This window comes from Aquirufa originis, from assembly GCF_042714495.1.
GTDB lineage: Bacteria > Bacteroidota > Bacteroidia > Cytophagales > Spirosomataceae > Aquirufa > Aquirufa originis.
This window is the reverse complement of the sequence record NZ_JBBKXY010000001.1, coordinates 163,381-188,848: the sequence shown is the minus strand read 5'-3', so window position 1 is coordinate 188,848 and position 25,468 is coordinate 163,381. Positions and strand designations below refer to the sequence as shown.

General features: G+C 36.3%; 21 protein-coding genes. 12 read left to right on the top strand and 9 right to left on the bottom strand.

Translation table 11 applies throughout. From position 1 onward, the window contains the following. Nucleotides 1-12 precede the first annotated feature (12 nt). The gene (locus SKC35_RS00795; RefSeq protein WP_377977612.1) at nucleotides 13-825 is read left to right on the top strand and encodes an NAD(P)H-hydrate dehydratase; all 813 of its coding nucleotides are present in this window, start codon (nucleotides 13-15) and stop codon (nucleotides 823-825) included. A gap of 201 nt (nucleotides 826-1,026) precedes the next feature. Here the strand turns inward: SKC35_RS00795 and SKC35_RS00790 are convergent, their stop codons facing one another. From SKC35_RS00790 to SKC35_RS00775, 4 genes are read right to left on the bottom strand one after another with little or no spacing between them, the layout of a single operon-like run. Continuing rightward, complete coding sequence (locus SKC35_RS00790) at nucleotides 1,027-1,911, bottom strand: L,D-transpeptidase family protein (RefSeq protein ID WP_377977611.1); 885 nt, start codon at nucleotides 1,909-1,911, stop codon at nucleotides 1,027-1,029. Continuing rightward, nucleotides 1,911-3,545, bottom strand: coding sequence for an amidase (locus SKC35_RS00785; RefSeq protein ID WP_377977610.1), 1,635 nt, complete (start codon nucleotides 3,543-3,545; stop codon nucleotides 1,911-1,913). Before SKC35_RS00785 ends, SKC35_RS00790 begins: the two co-directional genes overlap by 1 nt. A 1-nt stretch (nucleotide 3,546) precedes the next feature. Beyond that, a complete protein-coding gene (locus SKC35_RS00780) occupies nucleotides 3,547-6,300 on the bottom strand; it encodes an alpha-amylase family glycosyl hydrolase (RefSeq protein ID WP_377977609.1) in 2,754 nt (917 codons plus the stop codon). Next, a complete protein-coding gene (locus tag SKC35_RS00775) occupies nucleotides 6,297-8,156 on the bottom strand; it encodes a glycoside hydrolase family 13 protein (RefSeq protein WP_377977608.1) in 1,860 nt (619 codons plus the stop codon). The genes SKC35_RS00780 and SKC35_RS00775 overlap by 4 nt, the downstream gene beginning before the upstream one ends. 239 nt (nucleotides 8,157-8,395) lie before the next feature. Between SKC35_RS00775 and glmS the strand changes: the two genes are divergently transcribed. The 4 genes from glmS (at nucleotide 8,396) to SKC35_RS00755 (ending at nucleotide 11,370) form a co-directional block, all read left to right on the top strand. Continuing rightward, the gene (glmS, locus tag SKC35_RS00770; protein WP_377977607.1) at nucleotides 8,396-10,231 is read left to right on the top strand and encodes a glutamine--fructose-6-phosphate transaminase (isomerizing); all 1,836 of its coding nucleotides are present in this window, start codon (nucleotides 8,396-8,398) and stop codon (nucleotides 10,229-10,231) included. 58 nt (nucleotides 10,232-10,289) lie between these two features. Further along, nucleotides 10,290-10,574: a hypothetical protein gene (locus SKC35_RS00765; RefSeq protein ID WP_377977606.1), complete on the top strand. Its 285-nt coding sequence runs from the start codon at nucleotides 10,290-10,292 to the stop codon at nucleotides 10,572-10,574. A gap of 420 nt (nucleotides 10,575-10,994) precedes the next feature. Continuing rightward, on the top strand, nucleotides 10,995-11,180 hold the full coding sequence (locus tag SKC35_RS00760) for a hypothetical protein (RefSeq protein WP_377977605.1): 186 nt from the start codon (nucleotides 10,995-10,997) through the stop codon (nucleotides 11,178-11,180). Between the two features lie 10 nt (nucleotides 11,181-11,190). Continuing rightward, entirely contained in the window at nucleotides 11,191-11,370 is a 180-nt protein-coding gene (locus SKC35_RS00755; protein WP_377977604.1) for a hypothetical protein, read from the top strand. Between the two features lie 91 nt (nucleotides 11,371-11,461). On the opposite strand, the gene SKC35_RS00750 is transcribed toward SKC35_RS00755, so the two are convergent. From SKC35_RS00750 to SKC35_RS00740, 3 genes are all read right to left on the bottom strand, one after another. Then, entirely contained in the window at nucleotides 11,462-11,929 is a 468-nt protein-coding gene (locus tag SKC35_RS00750; RefSeq protein WP_377977603.1) for a hypothetical protein, read from the bottom strand. A gap of 620 nt (nucleotides 11,930-12,549) precedes the next feature. Then, complete coding sequence (locus tag SKC35_RS00745) at nucleotides 12,550-14,262, bottom strand: hypothetical protein (RefSeq protein ID WP_377977602.1); 1,713 nt, start codon at nucleotides 14,260-14,262, stop codon at nucleotides 12,550-12,552. A gap of 25 nt (nucleotides 14,263-14,287) precedes the next feature. Beyond that, a complete protein-coding gene (locus SKC35_RS00740) occupies nucleotides 14,288-15,034 on the bottom strand; it encodes a hypothetical protein (protein ID WP_377977601.1) in 747 nt (248 codons plus the stop codon). 481 nt (nucleotides 15,035-15,515) lie between these two features. On the opposite strand from SKC35_RS00740, the gene SKC35_RS00735 reads away from it, so the two are divergent. Both SKC35_RS00735 and SKC35_RS00730 read left to right on the top strand, forming a co-directional pair. Next, nucleotides 15,516-15,758 (top strand): hypothetical protein, encoded by a 243-nt coding sequence (locus SKC35_RS00735; RefSeq protein ID WP_377977600.1) that lies wholly within the window; start codon nucleotides 15,516-15,518, stop codon nucleotides 15,756-15,758. A 273-nt stretch (nucleotides 15,759-16,031) separates the two neighbouring features. After that, complete coding sequence (locus SKC35_RS00730; protein ID WP_377977599.1) at nucleotides 16,032-16,493, top strand: hypothetical protein; 462 nt, start codon at nucleotides 16,032-16,034, stop codon at nucleotides 16,491-16,493. A 154-nt stretch (nucleotides 16,494-16,647) separates the two neighbouring features. Here the strand turns inward: SKC35_RS00730 and SKC35_RS00725 are convergent, their stop codons facing one another. Beyond that, nucleotides 16,648-17,253, bottom strand: coding sequence for a recombinase family protein (locus SKC35_RS00725; RefSeq protein ID WP_377977598.1), 606 nt, complete (start codon nucleotides 17,251-17,253; stop codon nucleotides 16,648-16,650). Nucleotides 17,254-17,923: 670 nt separating this feature from the next. Between SKC35_RS00725 and SKC35_RS00720 the strand changes: the two genes are divergently transcribed. The 5 genes from SKC35_RS00720 to SKC35_RS00700 all read left to right on the top strand — a co-directional run bounded on the left by SKC35_RS00720 (nucleotide 17,924) and on the right by SKC35_RS00700 (nucleotide 23,561). After that, a complete protein-coding gene (locus SKC35_RS00720; RefSeq protein ID WP_377977597.1) occupies nucleotides 17,924-19,078 on the top strand; it encodes a hypothetical protein in 1,155 nt (384 codons plus the stop codon). Nucleotides 19,079-19,144: 66 nt separating this feature from the next. Then, nucleotides 19,145-20,227 (top strand): hypothetical protein, encoded by a 1,083-nt coding sequence (locus SKC35_RS00715; RefSeq protein WP_377977596.1) that lies wholly within the window; start codon nucleotides 19,145-19,147, stop codon nucleotides 20,225-20,227. 343 nt (nucleotides 20,228-20,570) lie between these two features. Then, nucleotides 20,571-21,095, top strand: coding sequence for a hypothetical protein (locus tag SKC35_RS00710; protein ID WP_377977595.1), 525 nt, complete (start codon nucleotides 20,571-20,573; stop codon nucleotides 21,093-21,095). A 33-nt stretch (nucleotides 21,096-21,128) separates the two neighbouring features. Further along, nucleotides 21,129-21,455, top strand: a complete 327-nt coding sequence (locus tag SKC35_RS00705) for a CFI-box-CTERM domain-containing protein (protein ID WP_377978395.1) — start codon at nucleotides 21,129-21,131, stop codon at nucleotides 21,453-21,455. A 399-nt stretch (nucleotides 21,456-21,854) separates the two neighbouring features. Further along, the gene (locus SKC35_RS00700) at nucleotides 21,855-23,561 is read left to right on the top strand and encodes a recombinase family protein (RefSeq protein WP_377977594.1); all 1,707 of its coding nucleotides are present in this window, start codon (nucleotides 21,855-21,857) and stop codon (nucleotides 23,559-23,561) included. 108 nt (nucleotides 23,562-23,669) lie between these two features. On the opposite strand, the gene SKC35_RS00695 is transcribed toward SKC35_RS00700, so the two are convergent. Next, nucleotides 23,670-25,448, bottom strand: a complete 1,779-nt coding sequence (locus tag SKC35_RS00695) for a RagB/SusD family nutrient uptake outer membrane protein (protein ID WP_377977593.1) — start codon at nucleotides 25,446-25,448, stop codon at nucleotides 23,670-23,672. Between the last annotated feature and the right edge of the window lie 20 nt (nucleotides 25,449-25,468).

The window sequence follows — 25,468 nt, the reverse complement described above, 5'->3', positions numbered from 1 at the left end:
CCAACCTATCAAATGAATCAAATCGACGCTAACTGGGTAGCCGCCCACACAAAACACCGTTTAACGAAAGGACACAAGAAAACGTTTGGGCATGTGCTCGTCATTGCGGGTAGTCCAGGGAAAGTAGGGTCAGGTATTCTTTGCGCGCGCGCGGCTTTGCATGCGGGATGTGGTCTAGTTACGGCGATGATTCCTTCGGAAGGCATTGCCGCTTTGCTCGCAGGAAATCCAGAAATTATGTATAGCACGGGTTCTCTACGTGAATTAGACCTCAGCAGTTTTGATGCGATTGCGATTGGACCAGGAATCGGATTTTCGGATGAGGCGGTGGACAATGTGCGTTATTTACTAGAGACCTATCTAGGCCCTTTAGTGATCGATGCGGATGCATTAAGTATTTTGGGATTAAATCCGGACTTATTGAATCTATTAAATGAGCGCCATATTTTAACTCCGCATATTGGGGAGTTTGCTCGAATCCAAAAGTTCTCCGGAAATAGTGAACAGCAGAGTTTTGCCTTTACGCACGCACATTCGACTAATTTGATTTTAAAATCTTCTCCTACCTTGGTTTCCTTACCATCGGGTCAACAGTTTGTAAATTCGACTGGGAACGATGGAATGGCGACGGCAGGTTCTGGCGATGTCTTGACGGGAATTACAGCAGCACTTTGTGCGCAGGGGTATGCAAATGCGGATGCAGCGTGCTTAGCGGTATATGTACATGGTTTGGCGGCGGATATAGCCGTCGAAACACAGTCGAAATCGAGTTTAGTAGCCTCGGATATTATCGCGAATTTAGGCCAAACCCGACTCCTCGACTAAATCGCGCAGCGATGACTTCGCCTCCGGCGAACGACCAAACGACGCAGTCGTGACTAAGTCCGCAGGACGACTTCGCCTCCGGCGAACGACCAAACGACGCAGTCGTGACTAAATCGCGCAGCGATGACTTCGCCTCCGGCGAACGACCAAACGACGCAGTCGTGACTAAGTCCGTAGGACGACTTCGCCTCCGGCGAACGACTACTTGTACACATCTTTGAAGTACACCACCTCCCCTTTCTCATCAAAATCCAGCAACGAATACCAAATCACCAAGATATATTCTTCCTTTGCTTTTAAAGCCAATGGTTTCGGATTCTTGATATGGTGGTTAAACTTTACGGTATCAAGAGCGATGCGATTTTCTCCTAATAGCAACAAGGCGAGTTCCTTAGGTTTTTCTAAACGAATACAGCCGTGGCTGAAGAAGCGTTCAGGCGCCGCAAATAATTTCTTCGAGTCCGTATCGTGCAAATAGAGACTGAATGGGTTGTTGAAATGGAATTTTAAGGCTCCGAGGGCGTTGTTTTCCCCGCTGTTTTGGCGTAAAATATAGGGGAAATTATTTTTATGTAGACTCGACCAATCGATGGAGTGCGCGTCCACCAGACGGTATTTTGCATCTAGCACCCGGATTTGATTGTCCTCTAAGAATTGGTGGTTTTTCTGAATTTTGGGCAATAATTCAAGTGTGGCCATCCGACGGGTAATGAACCAATAAGGATTGATCGTCAGTTGATCCACCTTGCTCAGTAAAGTACGCGTCTGATTCTCCTTTTTGCCCACGATTACCTTCATTTTCAGGACTTCCTCTGCTCCAGAAAAAACGCGCATCCTAGCGGAAGGAATGTTGACTAAAATCACCTTTCGGCCCTTGCGTAAGGCATCTAACCAAGCATAACTGCTAGCAGATTTTTGGAGTATGGCGCGTTTGAGTGGATCCTTTTCCACCGCTAATTGTGCTTGCACTTTGCGCACTTCCCATCCAGCCTCGACAGAATCAAGCGTCAAAGAAATCCCTTTGTAATGGAAATCAGGCTCCTGGGCGAAAGCGGTAAAAGACAGCAGTAGGAAAAGATATCTCACTATAAAAAGGGCTTAGGATGAACTTCTTCGTGGGCCGTGTGATCCTGGTAAAATTGCGCGATACGCAATAAGGTACCTTCATCGTAGAGTTTTCCTACGAAAGAGATTCCGGTGGGCAAGCCACTTTTAGCATCAAGACCCGTGGGAACACAGACTACAGGGTGACCCGTTAAATTCGTGATCGCCGATTGATTTCCGCCTCCGCGGGAAGGACAAATAATCGCATCGTATTGCGAAACGACTTCGTTCACCTTTTGCATTAACAAATAGCGGTGACGTTGCGCGTTAATGTACTCCACTGCGGGTACAAAACGAGCCGTTCTGAATTGGTTGGGCCAGTCGTATTTGGTTTGGCGGGTGAGTTGATCGTCGATATTTTTGCGCGTCATCTCGTCGAATTGTGCGGCGCATTCTGCCCCGATCACGACGTCCATGATGTTAAAAGGATAGGCTTTTTCGTCTGGAAATTCGACTGGAATCAGAGTCACGCCTTGCTTTTTCAGGTCCGCTAATACCTTCCACTCGCTGCGAGTGGTGTCTTTGATTTTATCAAAATAGTTTTTGGCATAGGCAATCTTCATTCCCTTCATCGGGCGATTTGCCTGGTAATTAAAGGGCATATTTACGGCTGCCAAATCCTTTCCATCCGTCCCGTGCAAGTAATGAAACACGATTGCCGCATCGTTTGCAGAACGACAAATAGGACCTACTTTGTCCAAGGAATAACTCAGGGCCATCGCTCCTGAGCGAGAAATACTCCCAAAGGTAGGACGCAAACCCGTCGCACCACACGTAGTCGCGGGCGAAACGATGCTACCCCAGGTCTCCGTACCGATCGCGAAAGGAACTAAACCTGCCACTGTTGCTGAGGCAGATCCAGCGGAGGAGCCAGAAGATCCATAATTTAGATTCCATGGATTTTTCGTTCTACCACCATACCAATAATCCCCCATCGCCAAGGCGCCTAAGGTAAATTTCGCGACTAAAACGGCGCCTGACTCTTTCAATTTCGAATACACATAAGCGTCTTCATCGATCACTTGATCCTTATATGGAGCAGCGCCCCAAGTCGTCTTCGTGCCTTTCACCGCAAACAAATCCTTCAAACCGTAGGGAATTCCGTGCAACAGGCCGCGGTATTCACCCGCTGCGATTTCTTTGTCCGCCTGACGCGCCTGGGCTAAAGCTAAATCCTCTTGCATACTAATCACGCATTGCAACGTAGGACCGTGCGTCTTAATCCGCTCGATGAAAAATTGCGTTAATTCGAGTGAGCTAATTTGTTTCGTCTTGAGCAGATGAGCGAGCTGATCGATGGAATAGAAAGCTAGATCAGATTTTCTCGCCGGTAGCGTCGCTTTCACAGACGGCCAAACCACCGGACGCTGAGTCTGGTCAAATTTCATTCCCGGAAGTTTCGGATTTTGCCAAAGACTCAGTGGCACATTATTATTCAACGAAAGACTGTGCATCGCTTTGTAATTCGCCAGATTATCCACCACATCAGAATAGAGCGTATCTAATTCTTGGGGGGTGAATTGAATGTCAAACAAGTTTGCCGCACCAGAAAGATCAGATTTCGTTTGTGCAAAAAGTGGGCTAGCGAATAGCAGCAAGAAGGCGATTTTTTTCATATTACTGTACAACAAGTTTAGCTTTGCTATTGTTTAATTGAATGAAATATAGACCTTTAGGAATATTTTGAGTAGATAAAATCGTGGCATTAGACCCCTTCGTTTGAGGCAAGGTTTTCTGTAGTACTTCGCGACCCGCAACATCCACCACACGCAAAAGTGTTTCGGAAGTCATTTCAGCTTCCCATTCTAGTTGAACTACATCTTGCGAAGGATTCGGATATACTTTTACGTTTATCGATGCTGACTCCACCCCCATGATATTAAAATCAGGGATCGACCAAGGCACTAGGCCTAAATTCGTTGTATTCCACGCCACATTCGTCAGCAAATGGAATTCCCCTGGCAATAAATTCATCTTCGCTTCCGCCTCTTTCACCTCAAAGGACTTGCCACTAAAATAATCGTACCAAACACCCGTTTTAGGGAAGCTAGCTGAAACGACTTGAGAATTGACATCCGGATTAGCAAAAACTAACAAGTAGTCCGAGCCTTTCGTCAACAGATTCCGCTTCACCGCAGATAGAGAACCCACCGTGAAATCGGTCGTCGTAAAAATAGGCTTAGTCGTTTTCAAAGCCCCTAATTGCTGGTATACTTTCAGCAATTTAGCACGCTCTGAATCCTGCACATAGGTCCATTTTAATGGTTTAGTACCTGTTCTACCATTCTCATTAATCGAAACATCATAGCCTAATTCACCAAATTGCCAGATCATTTTAGGTCCCGGAATCGTGAAGAAAGTAGCCGCAGCCATTTTCATTCGTTCCAGTTTTTCTTGTGCCGTGAAGACTTTTTTGCCTCCATTCGTCACTTCGACCATCAAACGCTCTTCATCGTGAGACTCGATGTAATTCATCACACTCGGGTTAGTAAAACCACGCATTTTATACGAGACGTTACTCAAATCTTGGGTGTAACCCTGTGCCACACGAGCCATATCAAATTTGCTATTCCCCCACAAAAGCATCCCGTAATTACCTAATTCATTCTCCTCATTGTTTGCCGCGAAATGCTCTAAAACCACATAAGCTGACGCATCGTAGGAACGAATTTTATCATAGATTCTTTTCCAAATCTTCACGCGGGACGCATCGTATTGTCCCCACAGATCGACATTTGAACCGGAAGGGGTTTGGGTGAAACCTTTGGACAAATCGAAACGATAGCCATCAATTTTATACTCTTCTAGCCAAAACTTCGTCACCACATCCACCAGCCATTGTGTATGGGTGCTCTCGTGATTAAAGTCAAAGAACACACTGTACGGGTGCGTCGCTGATGGATTAAAAAACGGACTCGTCGCCATAGGTTTTGCCCCATCCCAATACATTTTCACATAAGAATTCTCGTAATCCGCCTGGTTCAACACGATGTCCATAATGACCGCAATCCCATTTTCGTGGCATTTATCAATCAAATATTTCAAGTCGTTCTTCGTGCCATAAGCCTTGTCCGGCGCCGTATAAAAGATTGGATTATAGCCCCAAGAATCATTCCCGGAGAACTCCGCCACCGGCATTAATTCCAGCGCATTAATCCCTAATTTCTTCAAATATCCTAACGAATCCGCAACCGTTTTGTAACGTCGATCCGCTACGAAATCACGCACTAATAACTCATAAACGTGCAAATTCGAAGACGCTGGACGCGTAAACGAAGCCGTCTTCCAAACGTAAGGCGTCGCACCTGATTCAAAAACGGATACAATTCCTTTTGCGCCTGCAGGATAGGTTTTCAGCGAAGGATAGGTTGTCGCCGGAATCGACCCGTCGCTTGAAGGATCCAAAATCTTCTCCGTCAACGGGTCTGCCACCGCTAATTTTCCATCCACCCAAAACTGATAAGCCACTTCTTTCCCCGCTTCCTGAACGCCTAAATCAATCCAATAGCGCAAGCCATCTGCTGTCCTTTTCATCAAGTACGCAGGCAATGCAGACCAGTTAGAAAATTCTCCAATCGCATAGACAAAAGAAGTCGACGGAGCATAAAAACAGAGCACCACTTTGCTACCCACATAATTCACGCCATCCTTAATTCCAGCTGGCAATGCTTCCGTCACCACTAAAGGCTTGGTCAAAATGCGTACCGAATCTTTTATCGTGGAGGTGCCAGCTGTCCCTTCTAAAATTAGCGTATGCAACTTGCCTTTTTCTGTACCTAAAGAATAGGTATAATTAATGGAATCAGAAGATGCCGAACTGGAAAGAACTGTTCCGCCTGATTTCAAACTAATCGATGAAGTCGCAGAAAATTTCGCACGTACATTTACGGAAGTTCCCCCCTCCGCTAAGGTAAAAGGCTCCGTAGGAGAAAGCCATTTCAAGGCATAGGCACCGGCATATAGTTTCAGAATAAAATCCTCCGTCTGCGCTTTTCCATCACCGCTTTTTAATAACAAGCCCAGCTTAACGATGGGATTTCCAGCGGGTACGTTGAAATAGGTGCGCGGGTTTAATTTGATCGACCATTTGTCGTTACCTAAGGAAGTCATCTTTCCTTTGTCGAAGGGAGCGCTGAAGTTGGTTTGGCCAGCGGGCTGGTATTTAAACGCATCTCCGGGATCCGCATCGCCGGCTCCGGACCATAAAAACACGTCACTCGTTTTCCCTAAAAGACCAGAAGCCCGCGAGTCTTTCGCGAGCTTCAAATCAAAAATTAAGGTAATCTCTTTATCTCCCGAGGGAAAAATCTCTTCTGTCGTTACTTGCGCAAAGGCAGAAAAACCGAATAAAAGGAAGAATAAAATTCTCATCGGATTTCAAAAATTTGAGCTGATTTACCTGGAACGCTAAGTGTTTTGCCGAAAACGACATCCGTCGATTCCATCACATTATGGGCTTTCGCTCCTTCCGGCAAAATTTCTTCGTAATGGCTTAAGTCGATAGCACGTGCATCCGAATTCTTGTTCAGAACGACCATGACTTTGGCCTTATCCGTATAACGGAAATACACGTAAACGCCGTTTCCTTCGCCTGAATTTTCTGGACCAAAATGCATCAACTTACCCTTATGAATCGCCTCCGAACCTTTTCTCCAGGCCAAAATCTTCTTGAAGAAATCCTGCATCGCCTTCTCGTCTGTCGTCATATTCGCACCCGTAAATGCATTTTTTGCATCGCCAGCCCAACCACCTGGGAAGTCCCCGCGAATCTCGCCGTGTTCTGAAGATTTCGGATTTGACATCAAAATTTCCGTACCATAGAACACCTGCGGAATACCGCGCGTTGTGAAAATATAGGTCATCGCCATTTTCAACAATGCCTGATCATGCTTCACTTGGGTGTAGATACGAGACATGTCATGGTTATCCCCAAAAACAACCAAATTATCCGGATTCGCATACACTAAATCGTTCGAAATGACGCTGTAGATTTTGTTCAACCCTTTGCCCCAATCCTTATCATTTTCATTCATCGCCTCAGAAATTGCATTCTGTAATGGGAAGTCCATCAAAGCTGGCAACGATGATTTATAGCCATCGCGGTTTACCTTTCCGCGCTGCCAATACGATGTGATGATTGGATTAGAAGACCATTCCTCGCCCACCATATTCAAATTCGGGTATTCATTTAATACCGCATCAGACCACATCGTCGCGAATTCCTTCATTGAATACGGGTAGGTATCGATGCGTAAACCACCTAAATGTGCGTACTCAATCCACCAAATGGTATTTTGAATAATGTATTGCTGCATAAACGGATTCTTCTGATTCAAATCCGGCATCGCTGGTACAAACCAACCTTCCGTCTGTAATTTAGCATCGTATTTCGATACGTGTGGATCCTGAACCGTTTCGCGGCGGTGTGTAGTGGAGGTAAATTTCCCACCAAAATTAATCCAATCCTTGAACGGCTTATCTTCCATCCACCAGTGGCCATTTCCACAGTGATTCAAGATAATATCTTTGATTAAATACATCCCGTTCGCCTGGGTCTTCATCCCCAGTTCACGGTAGTCTTCATTCGTCCCAAAACGGCGATCAATCTTGTAATGATCCGTAATCCCGTAACCGTGGTAGCTTTCTAGGGTTTGGTCGTTTTCCACCTCCGGCATATTCCAGATAGCGGTAAAACCCATATTTTTAATGTAGTCCAAATGGTCCAAAATCCCGCGTAAATCCCCACCATGGCGATCATACAACGCGCCCCTGTTCAAGGACATATCTCGCATTCCAGCGACTTTGTCATTTGCTGGATTACCGTTCGCAAAACGATCTGGCGTGATTAAATAGATGACATCTTTCGTGGAATACGATGGACGATTCGCTGAATTATTCGCACGAGCTTCCAGTGAGTAATTCACCGTATGGATCACTGTGCCATTCTTCTTAATCACTAATGGATACGTTCCAGCTTGGGCTCCCGCCTCCACGATCAAATCTACAAATAGGTAATTAGGACTATCGGCGTTCGTTACTTTTCTCACGCTCAACCCCTTCTTCGATGACGTTACTACGCCTCCGCTCAGGTCTTTCCCTTTAATCAATAATTGTAAATTCGGGTTCTTCATCCCTACCCACCAGTTCAAGGGTTCGATACGTAAATCTTGGGAAATCAGATTAAAGGAGGCACAAAATAATAAGCCTAGAAAAAGGACTTTTTTCATAAATGTAATTGATAGTGAATGATTGAATAGCTTTGTTAGCCGTGTTACGAAAATAGACAAAAATCGTGACTCAAAGGAAGCATCCCGGAAGAATCCTATAAACAAGATTGACCGATAAGTAAAATATGCCCGATTTATTTGGTATTATACCCGTAATTGGAGATATTTGCTAGGTAAATTAGGCCAAAAGCCCCCAAGAGTCGATTATTTAAATAATACAAATATAAATTTTAGCTTTTATGTGTGGAATCGTCGCGTACATCGGAAAACAGCCAGCATTTCCCGTTATTTTAAAGGGTTTAAAGCGATTAGAATACCGTGGATATGATAGTTCAGGTATTGCATTATTCGGTGATATGGTGAACACATTCAAGAAAAAAGGCCGTGTAGCGGAGCTGGAAGCTTGGGACGAGGAAATCATTTCAGAAGCGACAGTCGGTATCGGTCATACGCGTTGGGCAACCCACGGTGAACCATCTGATGCGAATGCGCATCCGCATAGCTCGAACAGTGGTCGTTTGACTTTGGTACATAATGGAATCATCGAAAACTACGCGTCTTTAAAGCAAGAATTAATCCAAAAAGGCTACACTTTCAAAAGTGAGACAGATACAGAGGTTTTGGTAAACTTCATCGAAGACATCCAAATCAACAACAATTCCACATTAGAAGAGGCAATGCGTATTGCGTTAAAACGCGTAGTAGGCGCATATGTGATTATCGTGATGGAAGAAGGCTTCCCTAATCGCTTGATCGCAGCCCGCAAAGGTTCTCCTTTAGTAATCGGAGTAGGTGAAGGCGAGCATTTTTTAGCTTCGGATGCTTCTCCGATCATCGAATACACGAAGAAAGTAATCTACGTAAACGACTACGAATTAGCCATTATTACGCCGGATGAGATCATTCTGAAGAACTTAGGTAACGAAACTATTACACCGTATATACAACAATTAGACATGGAATTAGCCCAAATCGAAAAGGGCGGGTTCGACCATTTCATGTTGAAAGAAATTTTTGACCAACCGGGCAGCTTAACGGATTGTTTACGTGGCCGTTTGGATATGGAGAACTTGACCTTGACTTTGGCAGGCGTCGAAGAGCACATGTCCGTTTTCTCTCAAGCAAAACGCATCATCATTGTGGCTTGCGGAACGAGCTGGCACGCCGGTTTAGTCGCGGAATACATGATCGAAACCCTTTGCCGCATTCCAGTTGAGGTAGAATATGCGTCTGAATTCCGTTACAGAAATCCAGTCGTAGGCGAAGGCGATGTGTTAATTGCCATTTCCCAAAGTGGTGAAACAGCCGATACCCTGGTTGCTATCGAAAAAGCGAAAGAAGCAGGTGCCTTTATTTTTGGGGTTGTCAACGCGGTAGGATCATCCATCGCCCGTTTATCTCACTCAGGTGCTTATACTCACGCTGGACCAGAAATCGGAGTAGCTTCTACAAAAGCCTTTACCGCACAATTAACGGTATTAGCTATGATGGCCATCAAAATTGGTCGTGAGAAGAAGACCGTTACCGAAGCAGAATACAACCGCTATTTGGCAGAATTAGCCTTAATCCCAGAAAAGGTAAAAGCGGTTTTAGAAACCCACGAATCCATCAAAGAAGTAGCGAAGCATTATGCAGACGCACGTGACTTCTTGTTCTTAGGTCGTGGATATAATTTCCCAGTAGCCTTAGAGGGCGCCTTGAAATTAAAAGAGATTTCCTACATCCACGCGGAAGGTTACCCGGCAGCAGAAATGAAGCATGGCCCTATCGCCTTAGTGGATGAAAACTTACCCGTTTTATTCATCGCTACAAAAGATGCCTACTACGAAAAAATCGTTTCAAACATCCAAGAGATCAAAGCCCGCAAGGGAATGGTCATCGCGGTGATTTCTGAAGGGGACACTTTAATTCGCGGAATGGCGGATCACGTGATGGTGGTTCCTGAAGTAGACGAATTATTAGCACCGCTTGTTTCGGTGATTCCTACACAGATTTTATCTTACTACATCGGTGTCTTGAGAGGGTTGGATGTGGATAAGCCGAGGAACCTCGCCAAAAGTGTGACGGTGGAATAGTTTTGATAGGGGGTATTTAAATGAGTTTGAAAACCCTTCATATTTCTTAAAATGTGATGTGGAAGTTACCTCACCCCATCTTTGGGTAATACCTATTTCAGAGGATAGAGAAAACAGATTCGAAATCATCAAAACCATGAGGGAAGATGAGGGAAAACACTTCTATGAAATTTGTGATTTTTTAAACCAAAATGGGTATAAACCACAAAGAACTTCTGTTTTTACACCTCAAAATGTTTTCGGTATATATCGAAAAATGAATATAAGAAAAGTGAGGTTAGAGGGTATTTCTCAACCTATTTTCTCAAATTATAGTATTGAAATTCAAAATAACCCACTCTGATGGGTTATTTTTTTGTCGTTTTCCATCACTCCTTGATACTTATATACGAACTCATTACAAATTCAATCATGAAGGTGTTTGATTCTTTGAGTTAGAGTGGTGTAATAGTATTGAATTGGGTTTTTAACTCCACCTTACCAATTCTTGAAATTATATCTAAAAACCTTTGGTTTCAATCCACCATTGTTTGAAATAACAAAAACGGAGGGGTGGATTCCAATCAGGTAGAACCGAGGTAAGATTGGAATATGGAGGAATAGTGTGAATACTCCCTGGTGTTGAACGAAAAACAACACATCACCCCCACCTTCACTCATTACTTTAATTAGATAGTGAGGAAGGTGGGGTGTATCCCTCTAACAACATATAAAACTATATACTATGGAAAAACCAATACTAACAAAAAAAGAGATAAAATGAATGATGGATAATATGGATGAAGTAGTATCCGAATTAAGAAGGAAATCAGAACTGGTAAAGAACTTCTATCAAGAATTAGAAATTTATAGAGTAAATAAGGATAGAGTTGGGTACGGAAGAATGTTCAGTAAATTAATGAAAAGAGAAGAGGATAAATTAAAGTTAAATGGAAGAAAGAATAAGTAAACAAGAGTTAATGAAGATGTATAAGGTCAATAGAAGTACCATAGAAGAGTGGAGAAGAAGGTTTGGATTACCAATGATAGAAATATCATCTCACAAGAAATACATCCGTAGAGAGGATTTAATGAAGTGGGAGAACCAAATGAAGAATGGGATGTGTGAATTGGAATTGAATAATTCAGGTGTATCATAATTGGAATCTGATATACTCCCAATTGGAATTCAAACAAAGTATGATATTGGTATTATAATAGACCCTTCGTTGTTTGAACGATTGAAAATTATTATTCCATTAAAGTGTTGAACCATTTTTCAAACTTAACTTTTCTATAATTCCCAGTAGGTTGAATTCCAGGTAATCCACCATTGGTAAAATTAATAATATCAAAATTCTTTTCCCCCATCAGTATAACAGAAGTAACCGAACTATTCTCTGAATTACCTTTAACACATATTGTGATTTTTTTAGAATCACTTTTAATCAATTCTTCTTTTAACCTTTTGATTTTTGAATCCTTATCAAATATTTCAATAAATTTATTGAAACCTTCCATATCATATCCAGTATGGTCTACGTAATAATCGTATGTATCATAGTATTCCATAACTTTTTCTTTCACCATCGTTAGTGGAATGGATTTTACATCATTCATTTCTTTAGATGTAGACCAAAGGAATTGTTGACCAAACACATCTGATGATTTCAGGGAACTAAATACAACTACCAAAAGAACAAATAACAACTTTTTCATATGATTAAGATTTTGAACTAACTACAACAAGATTACAATAAGGACCATACTCATTTTTTCAATATTACTGAAATTTAGATTTATGTTCAAACAGATATAGAAAATTTAATAAAGTTTGAAAAAAGAAAAAGGTGGAATCGAGAGAAACCACCTTTTCATTTTACCTAACTATTATTAAAAAAAAATTCGTTAGTATAATAAAGTACACTAATCAATAGTATAAAACATCTTATAAATGATACATTTATCACAACAAATGGGGAAGTCATAAAATATTAAAACAACTAACTAAAATACTCGTGGAAGAAAGAGAGTTCGAAAGACTGTTTAAACTAGGACAAGAAGGGATGTACCTTGAATCAATAGGTAATATAGAGGAATCTATAAAAATATTTGAATACTTGGTAGAACATCACTGGGAAGGAAGTCATGTTTACGAAAGATTATCAATCTATTACAAGAAACAAAAAAGGTATAATGATGTAAAAAGAGTTTGTACTACTTACATTAACTACTATTCCGAATGGTTAAAAAAATATCACAATTATACTAATGAAATGGTAGTTAAAGACAACAAATATCTCAAATTTCAAAACAGATTAGATTCAATTGAAAAGTACCTATGAAGATTGTTTAGAGGTAATTACACTTTCAATTGTATTAACTAAACCATTAAAATCATATCCTTCTCTAACCTCAAATAAAGTACAACTATTCAAACCACACAATTCTCTTTTCTTATTATCTAATCTCTGTTGAATTTCGAATTTCTCAATACCTCCAAAATAATCAATAGGTCGATAATGTTGTTCACCTTGATATTCAACTCCAATATTGAAGTCTGGGAAGAAAACATCTAAACTTTGTTTACCTAACCATTTAGGTCTCCCCTGTGATACTACTTTATAATCAGAAAAGTATTTTTGTAATTTCTGAAATAGAATATTCTCATTTGTGAATGTTCCAACGATTTTATAACCCTTTTCAATTCTAATAATATTCTCAACTTTCCTAATGTTTGATTCAATTAAACCAACTAAATCAAAATCATCTAGATTTCTAAATAATTCTCGTTTCAAAAATCTCTCTTTTTCATTAACATCATAAAAGAATCGGTGTGAAAGGATTGTCTTTAAATATGGAATTTCTTCATTCTCATTATCCCTTAAAACATGATAGTCAAAACACTTCTTATAAAATTCTAAATTATGAAGTTTTTTAATCCTGATATTTTTTAAAAAACTACTCAACTCAAAATTCTCATATAAATCATCCTTCTCTTTAAATCCACTCTTATAATAATTTATAAGTTCCTCTATGGAAAGAAGACCTAATGAAGTTTTTGTGATTTTTAGTTTATTCTTTCTTTTGGAGTGAAATGACCCTAAATATTGTTTATTAAAAATAATATCTAAAAAAACTTCAACATCAAACTCTAACCGACCCAATTCAACATTTATCAGGTATTCGTTTAAAGAAATTGTTTTCGTTTCAATCATCAATTTAATCAAATCATCCAGTGAGATTTTAACATTTTCTTTAATCACCTGATATTGAAAAGATTCTAAATTTATTTTTTTCAAAAAACTCATGTTATTAAAATTCACCATTTTAACAACCAATTTTTCAAATTCACACACATCGTTCAGTCTTTCAAAGACTCTTCTGAAATATTTTGTGTTCAGGATTAACTCAAACTTCGTGTTCGAATAATCTATTTCCAAATGGTCAAGGTATTCGACAGGAATAGTCAAAGTACACCTATAAATTTTATCGTTTTGAAATGGGTCTTCTAAATCGACATAAATAAATCCCCAATCATTTATTAGTAAATGAAACCTGTCAGTTGAAATCAACCTCAAAGGTTGTCCATACAACTTTAAATTACACCTACTAAACTCATCTTGAACTTTCTTTTGAAAAGGAGATAAACAAGACATTACATTTGACCCAAAAATATTGTTAATGTTTTCGATCCCAAACTCTTTTATATCACATTGGGTCCAATTTGTGGAAAAGTATGGTTCAAAATATTGATTATAAACATTTTGTACTTGACTTTCAATTTTATTAAATTCTTCAATATTCTTTTTTAAATCATCCAATTTAGAAAGATTGAATTTATACTCCTTCCTCATTTCTTGGGTTACATCCATACCATACATATAATAACCCCAAAACTCATCGGACAACTTCGTGTCCATTGAATCTTTAATTAAATCAACCGAACTCTTTACTGAATTTGTAATAAAAATCGAATTACCTTTTTTAGAAGATAAAAATCCTACAATCAGTATTAACCCAATAATTATAATAGATAGAAAAAGTGTCATTTAACTTATTTTGAATATTCCGAAGTTATTTAGACTTATTCGATTTTTTACCACCCCATTCGTACCTATCTACTCCATTCTTTGAACACCAATCACACCAGTCTTTAACTGATTTCATATTATGTTTCTCCTTTAAGAATCCTTCCCATTTTTGATGGAAAATCTTGTATCTGGAATATTGGGATACAAGAATCCTTAACTCATCCTTTAAAAACTCGTAAGGGTCAGATGACCAATCTTCATCGTATATTTCTGTTATTACTTTTCTGATTTCTTTTTCATTACCAAAGTAAATCTGTTTTCTATGTTGAGTATTCTCTACCCTACCATAGATCTTATAAACTCTTTCAATATCCTTTTCTCCGTATTGTTTTTTTAGGATCGGGACCTTTTTGAATGTCTTTACCTCTCCATCGATATATCTTTTTGACAATGATGTTCTATCTCTTCTTTCAATGGAACAATTCAACTGAAAGTTCTTATCAATATGGGTAATATTATCATAGAACATCTTAACCTTCATCTCCCAACCCCCATTTTCAAAATCACCTTTAATCTTGAATTGTTCTTCTTTAATAAGATTTGTTAGTTTTTCAATCTCCTTTTGATAGTTTGAAATCTTCACAGAACTATCTCCTATATGTCTTTGGTAGTTTCTATACCCCTGATAATTCACACGTTCTTCATCAGTGAGAGAATCAAAAACAACTTTTGGAAGGAAATCAACAAACCACTTTTGTCCTTCACCAACGTATCGTTTCTTCTTTTTCATTACAAAATTGATAATTCAAAATTAATGGTACAATGTAGTGTTTCGATTGAAACCAAACAAGTCTTTCACACCCATTTATTAAATCTTCTCTAATATCTCTAATGGTAGTGACATTAAAGTGATGTCACTAAACCTACCACAACCGACTTCGTATAATTGTATAAATGATTGAGAGAGATAAAAAGACAGAAGTAAAGGTAGTGAAGTTAAGTTTAACTCTCCACACCTACCACAACCGAATTCCGAACTTCCCTATAGAAATGAGAAACACTGAAAATACATTGATTTTGGTAGTGATTAATAATTTGATAATTCAAACCTACCACAACCGATGTCCGAAATTTAGGTATATGATTGAGAGTAATTAAAAGAGATAGAATTAGGTAGTGATTCCATTTTTTAAAAAAAACACTACCACAACCATAGAATTAAATTTACATATAAGATTGAGAGTTAAAATAAACAATAAAAATATAGAAATATGAAAGTAACAGACCATTTTAAAAATCGATTATTTGAAAGATTTGGGTACGAAATTGAAGAGTTAGTTCCTCAAATCATAAATCCAATTCAAGTATCCAAAAATTCAGAGAATCTTGAAATATTTCCTCAATTCAAAAACATGTTTAAAAAATATCCACGGACAATTGTCATTATTTTGGAAAGATTAAATATGTGTTTAATCACTTCTGATAAATCATTAATCACTTGTTATTCACTTTAAATCTTCAATATTATGTGTCAAATAATTAATGTTAATTTCCCATTTATTCATGGTCAAAAGAACTCAAAAGGTGTGAATCGATTTCAATATGAATCTCGACGAAAAAACCAAGGTGTTTTTAAAATTAGAGTACCTGATAAGAATGAAAAGATTGAATTTTTATTTAAAAATCAAAAAGAATACAAACAACTTCTTAATTACTCAATGTTCATTAAAAACTATCCTGAACATTATTTTAGACTTGTGGGATAATAACTTAAAAAATAATTCAAAATGAAAAATAAAAAAATGTCATATATGACTAAAAGAAATGATGGAACACCTTCTCGAAGAAAATTCTTGGGATTTGATTTCTACATCCAATGTAATGAGAAATTATCCCGAAAGAACAGAAAAACTCTACTCACAAAATCAGAAAATTATCTGGGATCAATTTATCATACTCTTTCTATGAGTTTGGAAGAAAAGATAAATAAAGGGATTTCCAATGAATTAGATTGTAGTTTAACTGATTTGGAATTGTTGGAAGAATGGAATTCAATGTATGAGAGGTATGGTTACTTAATACCTGAATTGAAAGAAAAGTGGGAAAAGAGATATCTAAAAGAGGTTCAACCTTCAAACAAAATTCCAAAACAAGATAAGTTTGAAACTAAAATCAATGAGTTGGAATTTAGGATTAGACAACTAGAAATTCTTTTGAATAGAAGGAGATATGTTGAAAATATGGGTTAATCCTTTGATTTGTATTTCATCATATAATACACATAGTCCCAAGAGGAAACGGAGGGTTGTTTATCAACCTCTGTAAGAATCCTTTCCATCCTTGATTCTAAATACTCCTCTTTCATTTTCTTCTTCTCCTTTTTGGAAAGTTTCGGTGATTGATTTAACATAAGTGATACTTTCTAACTTTAACAATAGTACTTGTGGAAACACCTAATCTACCAGATATATCCCTAACGGATTTACCTTTATCCAATAGGGATATAATCTTCTGGTTAGTTTCCTTTTGAAGGAACTCTTGACGATTTTCAACCGTCCCCACCTTTCTACCTAATTTACCTCCATTGATAACATACATCTTCCTACCCATTTCGGTTCTTTCGAGGATGTTCTCCCTTTCTAACTCATAGAGTGAACTCATTACCGATGTAATCAGATTCCAAATGGGATTCTTTTTACCATCTACGTGAGATTGGAGGTTACCCATTCCCTTAACTACTACATTGATACCACTATCCTCTAACCATTTTAAGGTTGTCAGAGTATCCACGGTATTTCTACCTAAACGTGATAACTCCTCAACTACTAATTCCGTAACCTTTCCTTCTGATACTAACCCAACCAGTACTTTACCATTCTCTCTATCTTTAAATGGAATCTTACCACTCACTCCTTTATCAAACAGAGTTAAATCATAATTGTCCTTATCCATTTTGAATCTCTCACCGTCCTGATTAATGGTTGATGTTCTATTGTATTTGATTTTCATACTCAAAGTGTATCGATTTATATTTCAATACTAAAGTAACACGTTTTTGTGATATTACCAACGTCTTTAACAGATTTGATGTGTTACTTTTTACCACAAATAAAAATGGTACAAGACACTGAATTGTAGGTAGTTACATTTTGATATGTCGTGAGAATTTCCTAGATTAGTTATACTGGAAGTCCGTGTTGAACCATTTAACCCCTAGTTGTTATAACTAAAATCATTAAAATTGTAGTAGATATTACAATAGTATAAAATACAACCTTTTAAAAATGGTAAAGGACTATAAAATCACAATCCGTTCTAAACACGATTTCAAAAGTATTTCTAATAATATAAAGTATATCTGTGAAGTTCTAGGAGATTGTAGAATATTTGAAGATACTTTTACTCACACTACGGTCATAGAAATAAAACAAAATAATCTTGTTTTAGATAGTTGGTTTATGAAAATACACCTCTATGAGACTAAACATAAAAATTATAATACAATATTAGAAATCACATGTAGTCTATGTTTAATTGAAGATGAACAAAAATTATTTGTTGATAGGTTTATATATGAGATGAATAAATTATTGATTTAAAAGGAAACTATTCTACCACAAAATAAATTTCCATACAATTTACTCGTTCATTTTATAATTTAGATTTAAACAATTACACAATGATAGGATTAAATACATTTAATGAAGAAGAATTAGAGATTCTGAATACTAAATTTCAAAATTTTTCAAAAGAACTTAAAAAATTGATTTTAGAATCTAACTTATTTTATGACGAGTCTAGTATTCGTGAAGATGGATTCCGTCACCTTTTTCGTTCAATATCCAAAAGTAAATACACAAATTTAGATATTAAATGGTATGATGATTTTGAATCAATCAACATAAATATAACAACAAAAAAAATTGTTAAAAAAAGTATATGGGGAACCGAATACGAATACGGATTAGATTTCTACTATCCTGTATTTATATACGATTCCAAATATAAATCGTTGAAAGAAAAATCTGATATTGTGAATTTAAACAATAATTTAAACTCTGGACTATATAATTTAAATGAAGTTGAAATAGTTTTACTTAATAATATTAATGAGATGTTCCACTCATTAATATCAGAAGTAAAAAATGATTACAAGGTAAAAACTATCCAACATTTCGAAAATATTAATACTTCGATTTTAGAGGTGGACAAAGACAACAACGGAGAAGTTGACCTAATTGATGGAGAAAGTTTCAATAAACTCTTAAATAAACATCAAAAATTTATTACCGAGATTGATAAGAATTACATACAAAAGTTTGTAAAAATCTCAATGTATCTTAAAACCAAGAAAAAAAACACTCAAAATATTTTTTTATCAATAAGTCAAACCAGAAATGAAAAGGAACTCGATGAATTAATGAGTTTACTGAAAAATCAAATTCATACTTATGAACTTTTAGTATTCCATTCTTTGAGTATGATTACATCACTAGTCGAAAGTGATTTAATTACCTTTTATGAAATATATGAATCATTTGACCAAGTAGGGGTATTCAATTCCAATTGGGAAAATGAAGTTTCAAATAAACTTTCAGATATTGGAGATGGAATTAAAGATTTAATGTATTCGATTAATAGAATGGAAAACAATATTATTCTTTCACTTGATAACCTAACATATTCGACACAGGAATCATTTGGAGTGTTAAATAATTCTATAACATCTCAATTAAAAAGTATTGATTCATCCATCAACTTCAACAATCTACTTACAGGTATCCAAACCTATCAGATGTATAAAATTAATCAAAACACTAAAAGGATAAATTGATTTAAGATTCAGAATTCATTCTTCTTGAATCCTGAATCCACAAAATACTATTTTACCACTTCAACTATGAGTAGATATAACGAAGTCCAAGAAACATATTATTTAAACGAAAATACATTTAATGGTAACTATTATGATATTAAGGAAGGTTTAAATCCATACTTTATTCAAATCGGAGAGAATTTGTCTTGGACACTTGAAGATAACCACAACGACAAAATATACTTCAAAACCCAATTAGGTACACTAACCGGAAGGGAAATTGTTGAGATAAACTACAAAGAAAGAAATATAATAGTCAAATCCGGTTCGATAGAAAAACTTATTTGGAATTCTAAACAATTAAGAAAAAATGAAAAGAATTGTCAAGAATATATCGAAAATTTGACTGATTACATTAAACTCTATCTTGATTCTGATATTGAAAAATCTCGAATAAATAAAGAAATCAAAGACAAACAAGATGAAATTAACAGACTTTCAAATTTAAATTCAAGAGTCAATAATATAGTTTCAGAATTAGATACTGATGGAAATGGTGAAGTTGATTTAGTTGATGGAGAAAGTTTCAACAAACTTCTTAATAAACACCAAAAAACTATTTCAGACATTGACAAAACCTACATTCAAAAATTCGTCAAAATCTCAATCTATTTAAAAACGAAAAGAAAAAATACTCAAACAATATTCGAATCAATTAGTGAGTCAAAAAATGAATCCGAACTTTTTGAACTAATTAGTTTACTTAAAAATCAAATACATTCTTATGATTTATTAGTTTATCATTCTATTAGTATGATTACTTCACTAGTTGAAAGTGATTTAATAACATTCTATGAGATTTATGAATCGTTTGACCAACTAGGAGTATTCAATTCAAATTGGGAAAATGAAGTTTCAAACAAACTCTACAATATAGGAGATGGAATTAAAGACTTGATGTATTCAATCAATAGAATGGAAAACAACATAGTAAATTCTCTCGAAACCTTAACATACTTCACAGAAGATTCATTTATTGAATTGAACAATACAATAACAACTCAATTGAGTAGTATTGATTCCTCAATCAATTTTAATAATCTACTAACTGGTATTCAAACATATCAGATGTACAAAATTAATCAGAACACCAAAAGGATAAATTAGGGTATGAGAAAAGTCGAACTAACTGTTCACAGTGTTGGAAATGGAAAATATAGATTCTACATTCCTTCCCAACCGTCTAGAAAGGTGTTTAAAAAACGAAGACAAGATGTTATCCTAATTATAGACCATGAAGATTTTTCTACCCATACGACTTGTGGACCTCTTGATTGGGACAATATGAAAAAGAATCAGAAAAAGGGTTACGATTTATATAGTTCAAAGATTTCCGAATGGATAATTGATAATAGATTAAACTTGAAATACTCGAATGGGAAATGTCAAAAAGTTGAGTTTGTAATTAGTTATGAGAATGATGTAATTATACTTACCAAAAAATAATACAATGATTGAATTAAAAATTTCAAATGGAAAATATCTGACTCATGAAGATTTAGAAATATATCTCAATGAATTTGAAGATTATTATAATTCATCATTTCAAGAAGGTATGTTAGAATATGAATGGAAAGAATTCATATATAAAAACAATAATGAAATCGAAAAATCAATTTCGGATATACAACAAATTGAACTAATAATTAAGGATATCAAATTATTAGAGAATCATTCCCCCGTTGGAAGAATAGGTGAATATTTAAAAATACAATCAAATTTTATTGGAGATGATATTGTAGAGTCCACACTTTTAAGGGGTAATGAGGAAATTGGGAGTTGGGAACAATGGAAAGATGACAATAATTTGACTATGTACACCACCCAAAAATTAAGTAAATACTACACTTTTGAATTTCAGGAGATTAAAATAAAGGAAACAAATAACCCTCCATATAAGAAGGGTTTAGTTTCGAAACATTCAGTACCAAATGTGTCATTCATAAAATTAACAACCGACAACCCAGTTGGATAAAAAAAAGGTGACAAACTCTTATTTAATTTAAATATTATTAATAGAACAAGATTTAAAACAAAAGAAGAATTCATCCATCTGGAATACATTGAAAAAGTTAACTTATTCCCTCCTGTTAAACAGTCATCAAACTCGAACTGTTTTGTAGTTACTACAACAATGGGAGACAAAAACCATCCTATTGTTGTTGATTTTCGAAAATATAGAGACCAAGTATTGTTACAAAGAGATCTTGGAAGATTATTCATCAAACTATATTACAAAATTGGACCAATTCTATCATATATTATTAAGAATAATAAAATTCTATTTAAATTATCTAAGTGGGTCATCTTGAAACTACACCAAAAGATTAGTTAACTAATAACATATTTGATAATTAAAGAATTATAATTCAATTCCCTTTAATAGTTCACTTACTCAAAAAAGGTAATCTCCTATGTGATTATACCTTTTTAAAATTAAAATCAACAGAAGATACTGAATTGTAGGTAGTTACATTTTGATATGTCGTGAATTTTTCCTAGATTAGTTATACTGGAAGTCCGTGTTGAACCTGACCCCCAGATGGAGTTTCTTGTAACTGACAAGTTTCTTTGTCCCCCACACCCAATCGAACCCATTTTTTTGTCGAGGTCATTTTTTTTCCCTTATACGAGTTGATAGGGTAATTACATTGTCTCCATTTTATTGATACCATAAATCCAAGTTTAACTTTAAACTATTACATTTACATCACTAACACGATAGGGGGTAATAATGGAAAAAGAAATACTACACATATACAGAAGGGTATCAACACTTGAACAATCGACCAAATACTCATTACAAAACCAACTCGATTTTGGTATTTCAAAATCAAAGGAACTTGGGATGGATTATAAGGATTGGAACGAGGAGGGTACAAGTGGAAGTAGTGAAAATATAGAAGACAGAGAGGTCCTTACTGAATTATATACCCAATTACAATTGGGTAATGTTAAACATCTTTATGTTTTTGATTTATCTAGATTATCTAGAAACCCAATCGTCTCCTCATTATTACGTGAAGGACTTGAACAGAATCAAGTTTTACTTTACACTAATGACAGTAACGTTGATTTTAAAAGTGACGAACAAGTATTAATGTATGACTTTTTCTCTTCTATCAATCAGTTCTTTGTAAGAGTTCAAAGAAAGAAGAGTATGATTGGAAAAGTTTCTCACTTTCAAAAAGGTGGATGGAGGGGTGGAACGTATCCTTTTGGATATACTGGTAGTAAAATCGAAGGAGTGAGGAGATTAGTAATTGAACCCGTAGAAAGTGATTGGGTTAGAAAAATTTTTGAATGGTATAATAATGGAATTACGATAAATGAAATTAGAAAAACTTTAGATAAGAATGGAGTAAAACCCCGTAGAGGTAAATTTTGGAATACAGGTACTCTCCTTTTAATGTTAAAGAATGATTTATATCTGGGAACAGATGAAATGATTGATAATATAACCAAACCATTAAACCCCGAAATTCTTCACTCACGAAATGAAAATATTAGAATAATTGATGACGAAATCTACAATAAGGTTCAGATAAAAATTGAAGAATCCTTAAAAAAGAGAAATCAATTAACAAAGGTGATTCATAACGATATTCTACTTCGTGGATTATTATATTGTGGTTCTTGTGGAGACATATATGGTTGTAGAATTAAAAATGAAAAAAATGAGTTTTATTACTATTGTCGAAGTAAAGAGAATAAGTGGAGAAAGGTAAATGATAGTAAAAAGGTAAAATGTAGTGTAAAGAAGTCAATCAATATTAAAAACACAGACGAATTAGTTTGGAACACCCTGATAGATATATTATCAAATTCTCATATAATTAAGGAGAACTTTAAAAAGGAAATGTTAGAACTGAAACTGAATGATAATTTAGAGAAGGATGAGGAATTACTTCTTTTGAAGAAGGAAAAAAATGTAATTCAAAAGAAGTTGAAAAATTTCGAAATAAGAGAGAAGGATAATAGAGAATGGTATTTAACTGGTGATATTGAAAGTACTCAATTCGAGGAAAACAAAAAACTAATCAAAAATTCAAAAGATTCAATATTCAAAGAATTGGAGAGTTTGAATATGAAAATCACTTCTGTTGAAAATACAAATCAATGGATAAATTGGTTAGAGAAACATACTGGATGGATAAATGAGGTAAAGAAAAAATACACCATTAAAGAGAAAATGGAGATTGTACGTACCTATATTGAGAAAATTCACGTAAATTTTGATGGTAAATTGAATCAACACAAGTTGAGAATTCAATTAAAATTACCAATAGTACACGATAAATATGTTTTAAACGAATCCAAATCAAAGGAAAAAAAATACAAAGTTTTAAATGGTACAAACTATATTGAGAAGGATGTTGAAAAATCAAAAGTTGGGAGGAAACGTGTTGATAAACAAGAAATTATTAAGGGAAAAAAGTAATACCCCCTATCAATATCAGTCCGTTACAGTTGAGTAAGATTTACCCTCATAAACAAAAAAAGTCAGGACCTTTCAGCCCTGACTTCTTCATTAATTTAATCCAAGCTATTAATAACCAGGATTTTGCTTTAAGGTAGCAGCCCCATTCTTTTGAGAGTTTAAGATCTCGTCGTTAGGAAGAGGGAAATATTCATTGCGACCCGCTTTGAATGTTTTTCCGACTAAGTAACCACGCTTGTTATACGTACGTCCAGCCGCATCTGTACCATTTACAGACTCTTCTTTCAAGTACTTGTTCAAGTAAGGCTCTGCAATTCCCCAACGAACTAAGTCGAAGAAACGGTGACCTTCCATCGCGAACTCTAAACGGTTCTCCATACGAACAGCATTACGTGCGTAATCTACACCTTTAGCAGCAAATGTGCCTGCAGGATAAGGATTAACAGCATAAGTAACCGAAGCATCTTGTACAGAACCCGTCTTAGCACGGTTACGTATTAAGTTGACATAGGTTTCAGCAGAAGCTAAATTTCCTAATTCCACTTCGCATTCCGCTAACCAAAGAATCACCGAAGACATCTTCAACAAACGGTAGTTATTATTCACCGCACGCTTGTTAGTCGAGTGAGTCGAGCTACCTTCGTCTGCTAAATAATACATCCATTTTTTACCAATGTAAGGGCCTGAGTAGTTTTGGTTACGAATCCAATCGTATCCTGGCATCACACCCCAGTCTAAGAATTTAACTCCACGACGACCTACTGTCCAATCTAAACGTGGATCTACTGGTACATCTTTCTTTAAATCGAAAGCTACGTTCGATTTTAAACCTTGGTCATTCGGAACGTCCACTGTGTTGTACGTATCATCCGTACCGTCTGCTTTCGAACCAATTAATGGTAAACCATCTGCATCCGTTTTGAATGAGTTCACTAGGTTTTGGGACGGAAGATAGAATCCGCAACATCCACGACCTGGAGAGTTCGCAGAATAAGGCCAGTTTAAGTTATCACCTGCATTACCATTATTTCCCGTAGAACCATCATTCACAGAGAATTCTACTTCGAAAATAGATTCTGCGTTATTGTTCGTGATGTTACGGTAGTTGTCGTGGTAATTAGGCATTAATTTCTTGCCCGAGTTAGCATATACATCTACTAAAATAGTCTTAGCCTCAGCCCATTTCTTTTGGTAAATGTACGCCTTCGCTAAGTAGGTTAAAGCTGCCCACTTCGTTGCACGACCTTTTTGAGATTGTACGGCTGGTAAAACCTTCGATGCTTCTAAGAAATCTGCCTCGATGTTAGCCCAGATGTTTTTATCATTTGGAATCTTAGTCGAGTTAGGGTCATCTCTTTTATAGATGGTCTCATCGATATAGGGAACATTGTTCCACATCTTTTTACCTTCAAAATGGTAGTGACCACGCAAGAAACGAGCTTCCGCTACTACTTGAGCTCTTTCCGCATCTGTCATATCCTTCACGTCGGTGCTTTTTGCTAACAAGATTGTCTCATTCGCACGCGCCACTCCATCGTAGGTGTGTTGCCACTTACCTAAGAAATACGTGTTATCGGATAACCAGTTGAATTGCTCGATATACTCTTGCTCTGGCTGGTCACCAATATCCGTTCCTTTTACTGCATCTCCAGAGGTAATCCCTCCAAAAACGTAATTTGAAATCGTAGACTGACGTCCCGTATTTCCTGCCCCTACCCCATCCATTAGGGAGTAAGTTCCAATTAACAAGGCATTCACCCCATTCTTGTTACTTAATGATGTCAAAGACGCCGCACCTTGAGGCTCGATTTCAAAGAAATTATCTGTACAAGAAAAGTTGATACCGACGGTCGCTACTAAAGCGCTGATGATGATTAACTTTTTCATTTTTTTATCTGATTTTGTTC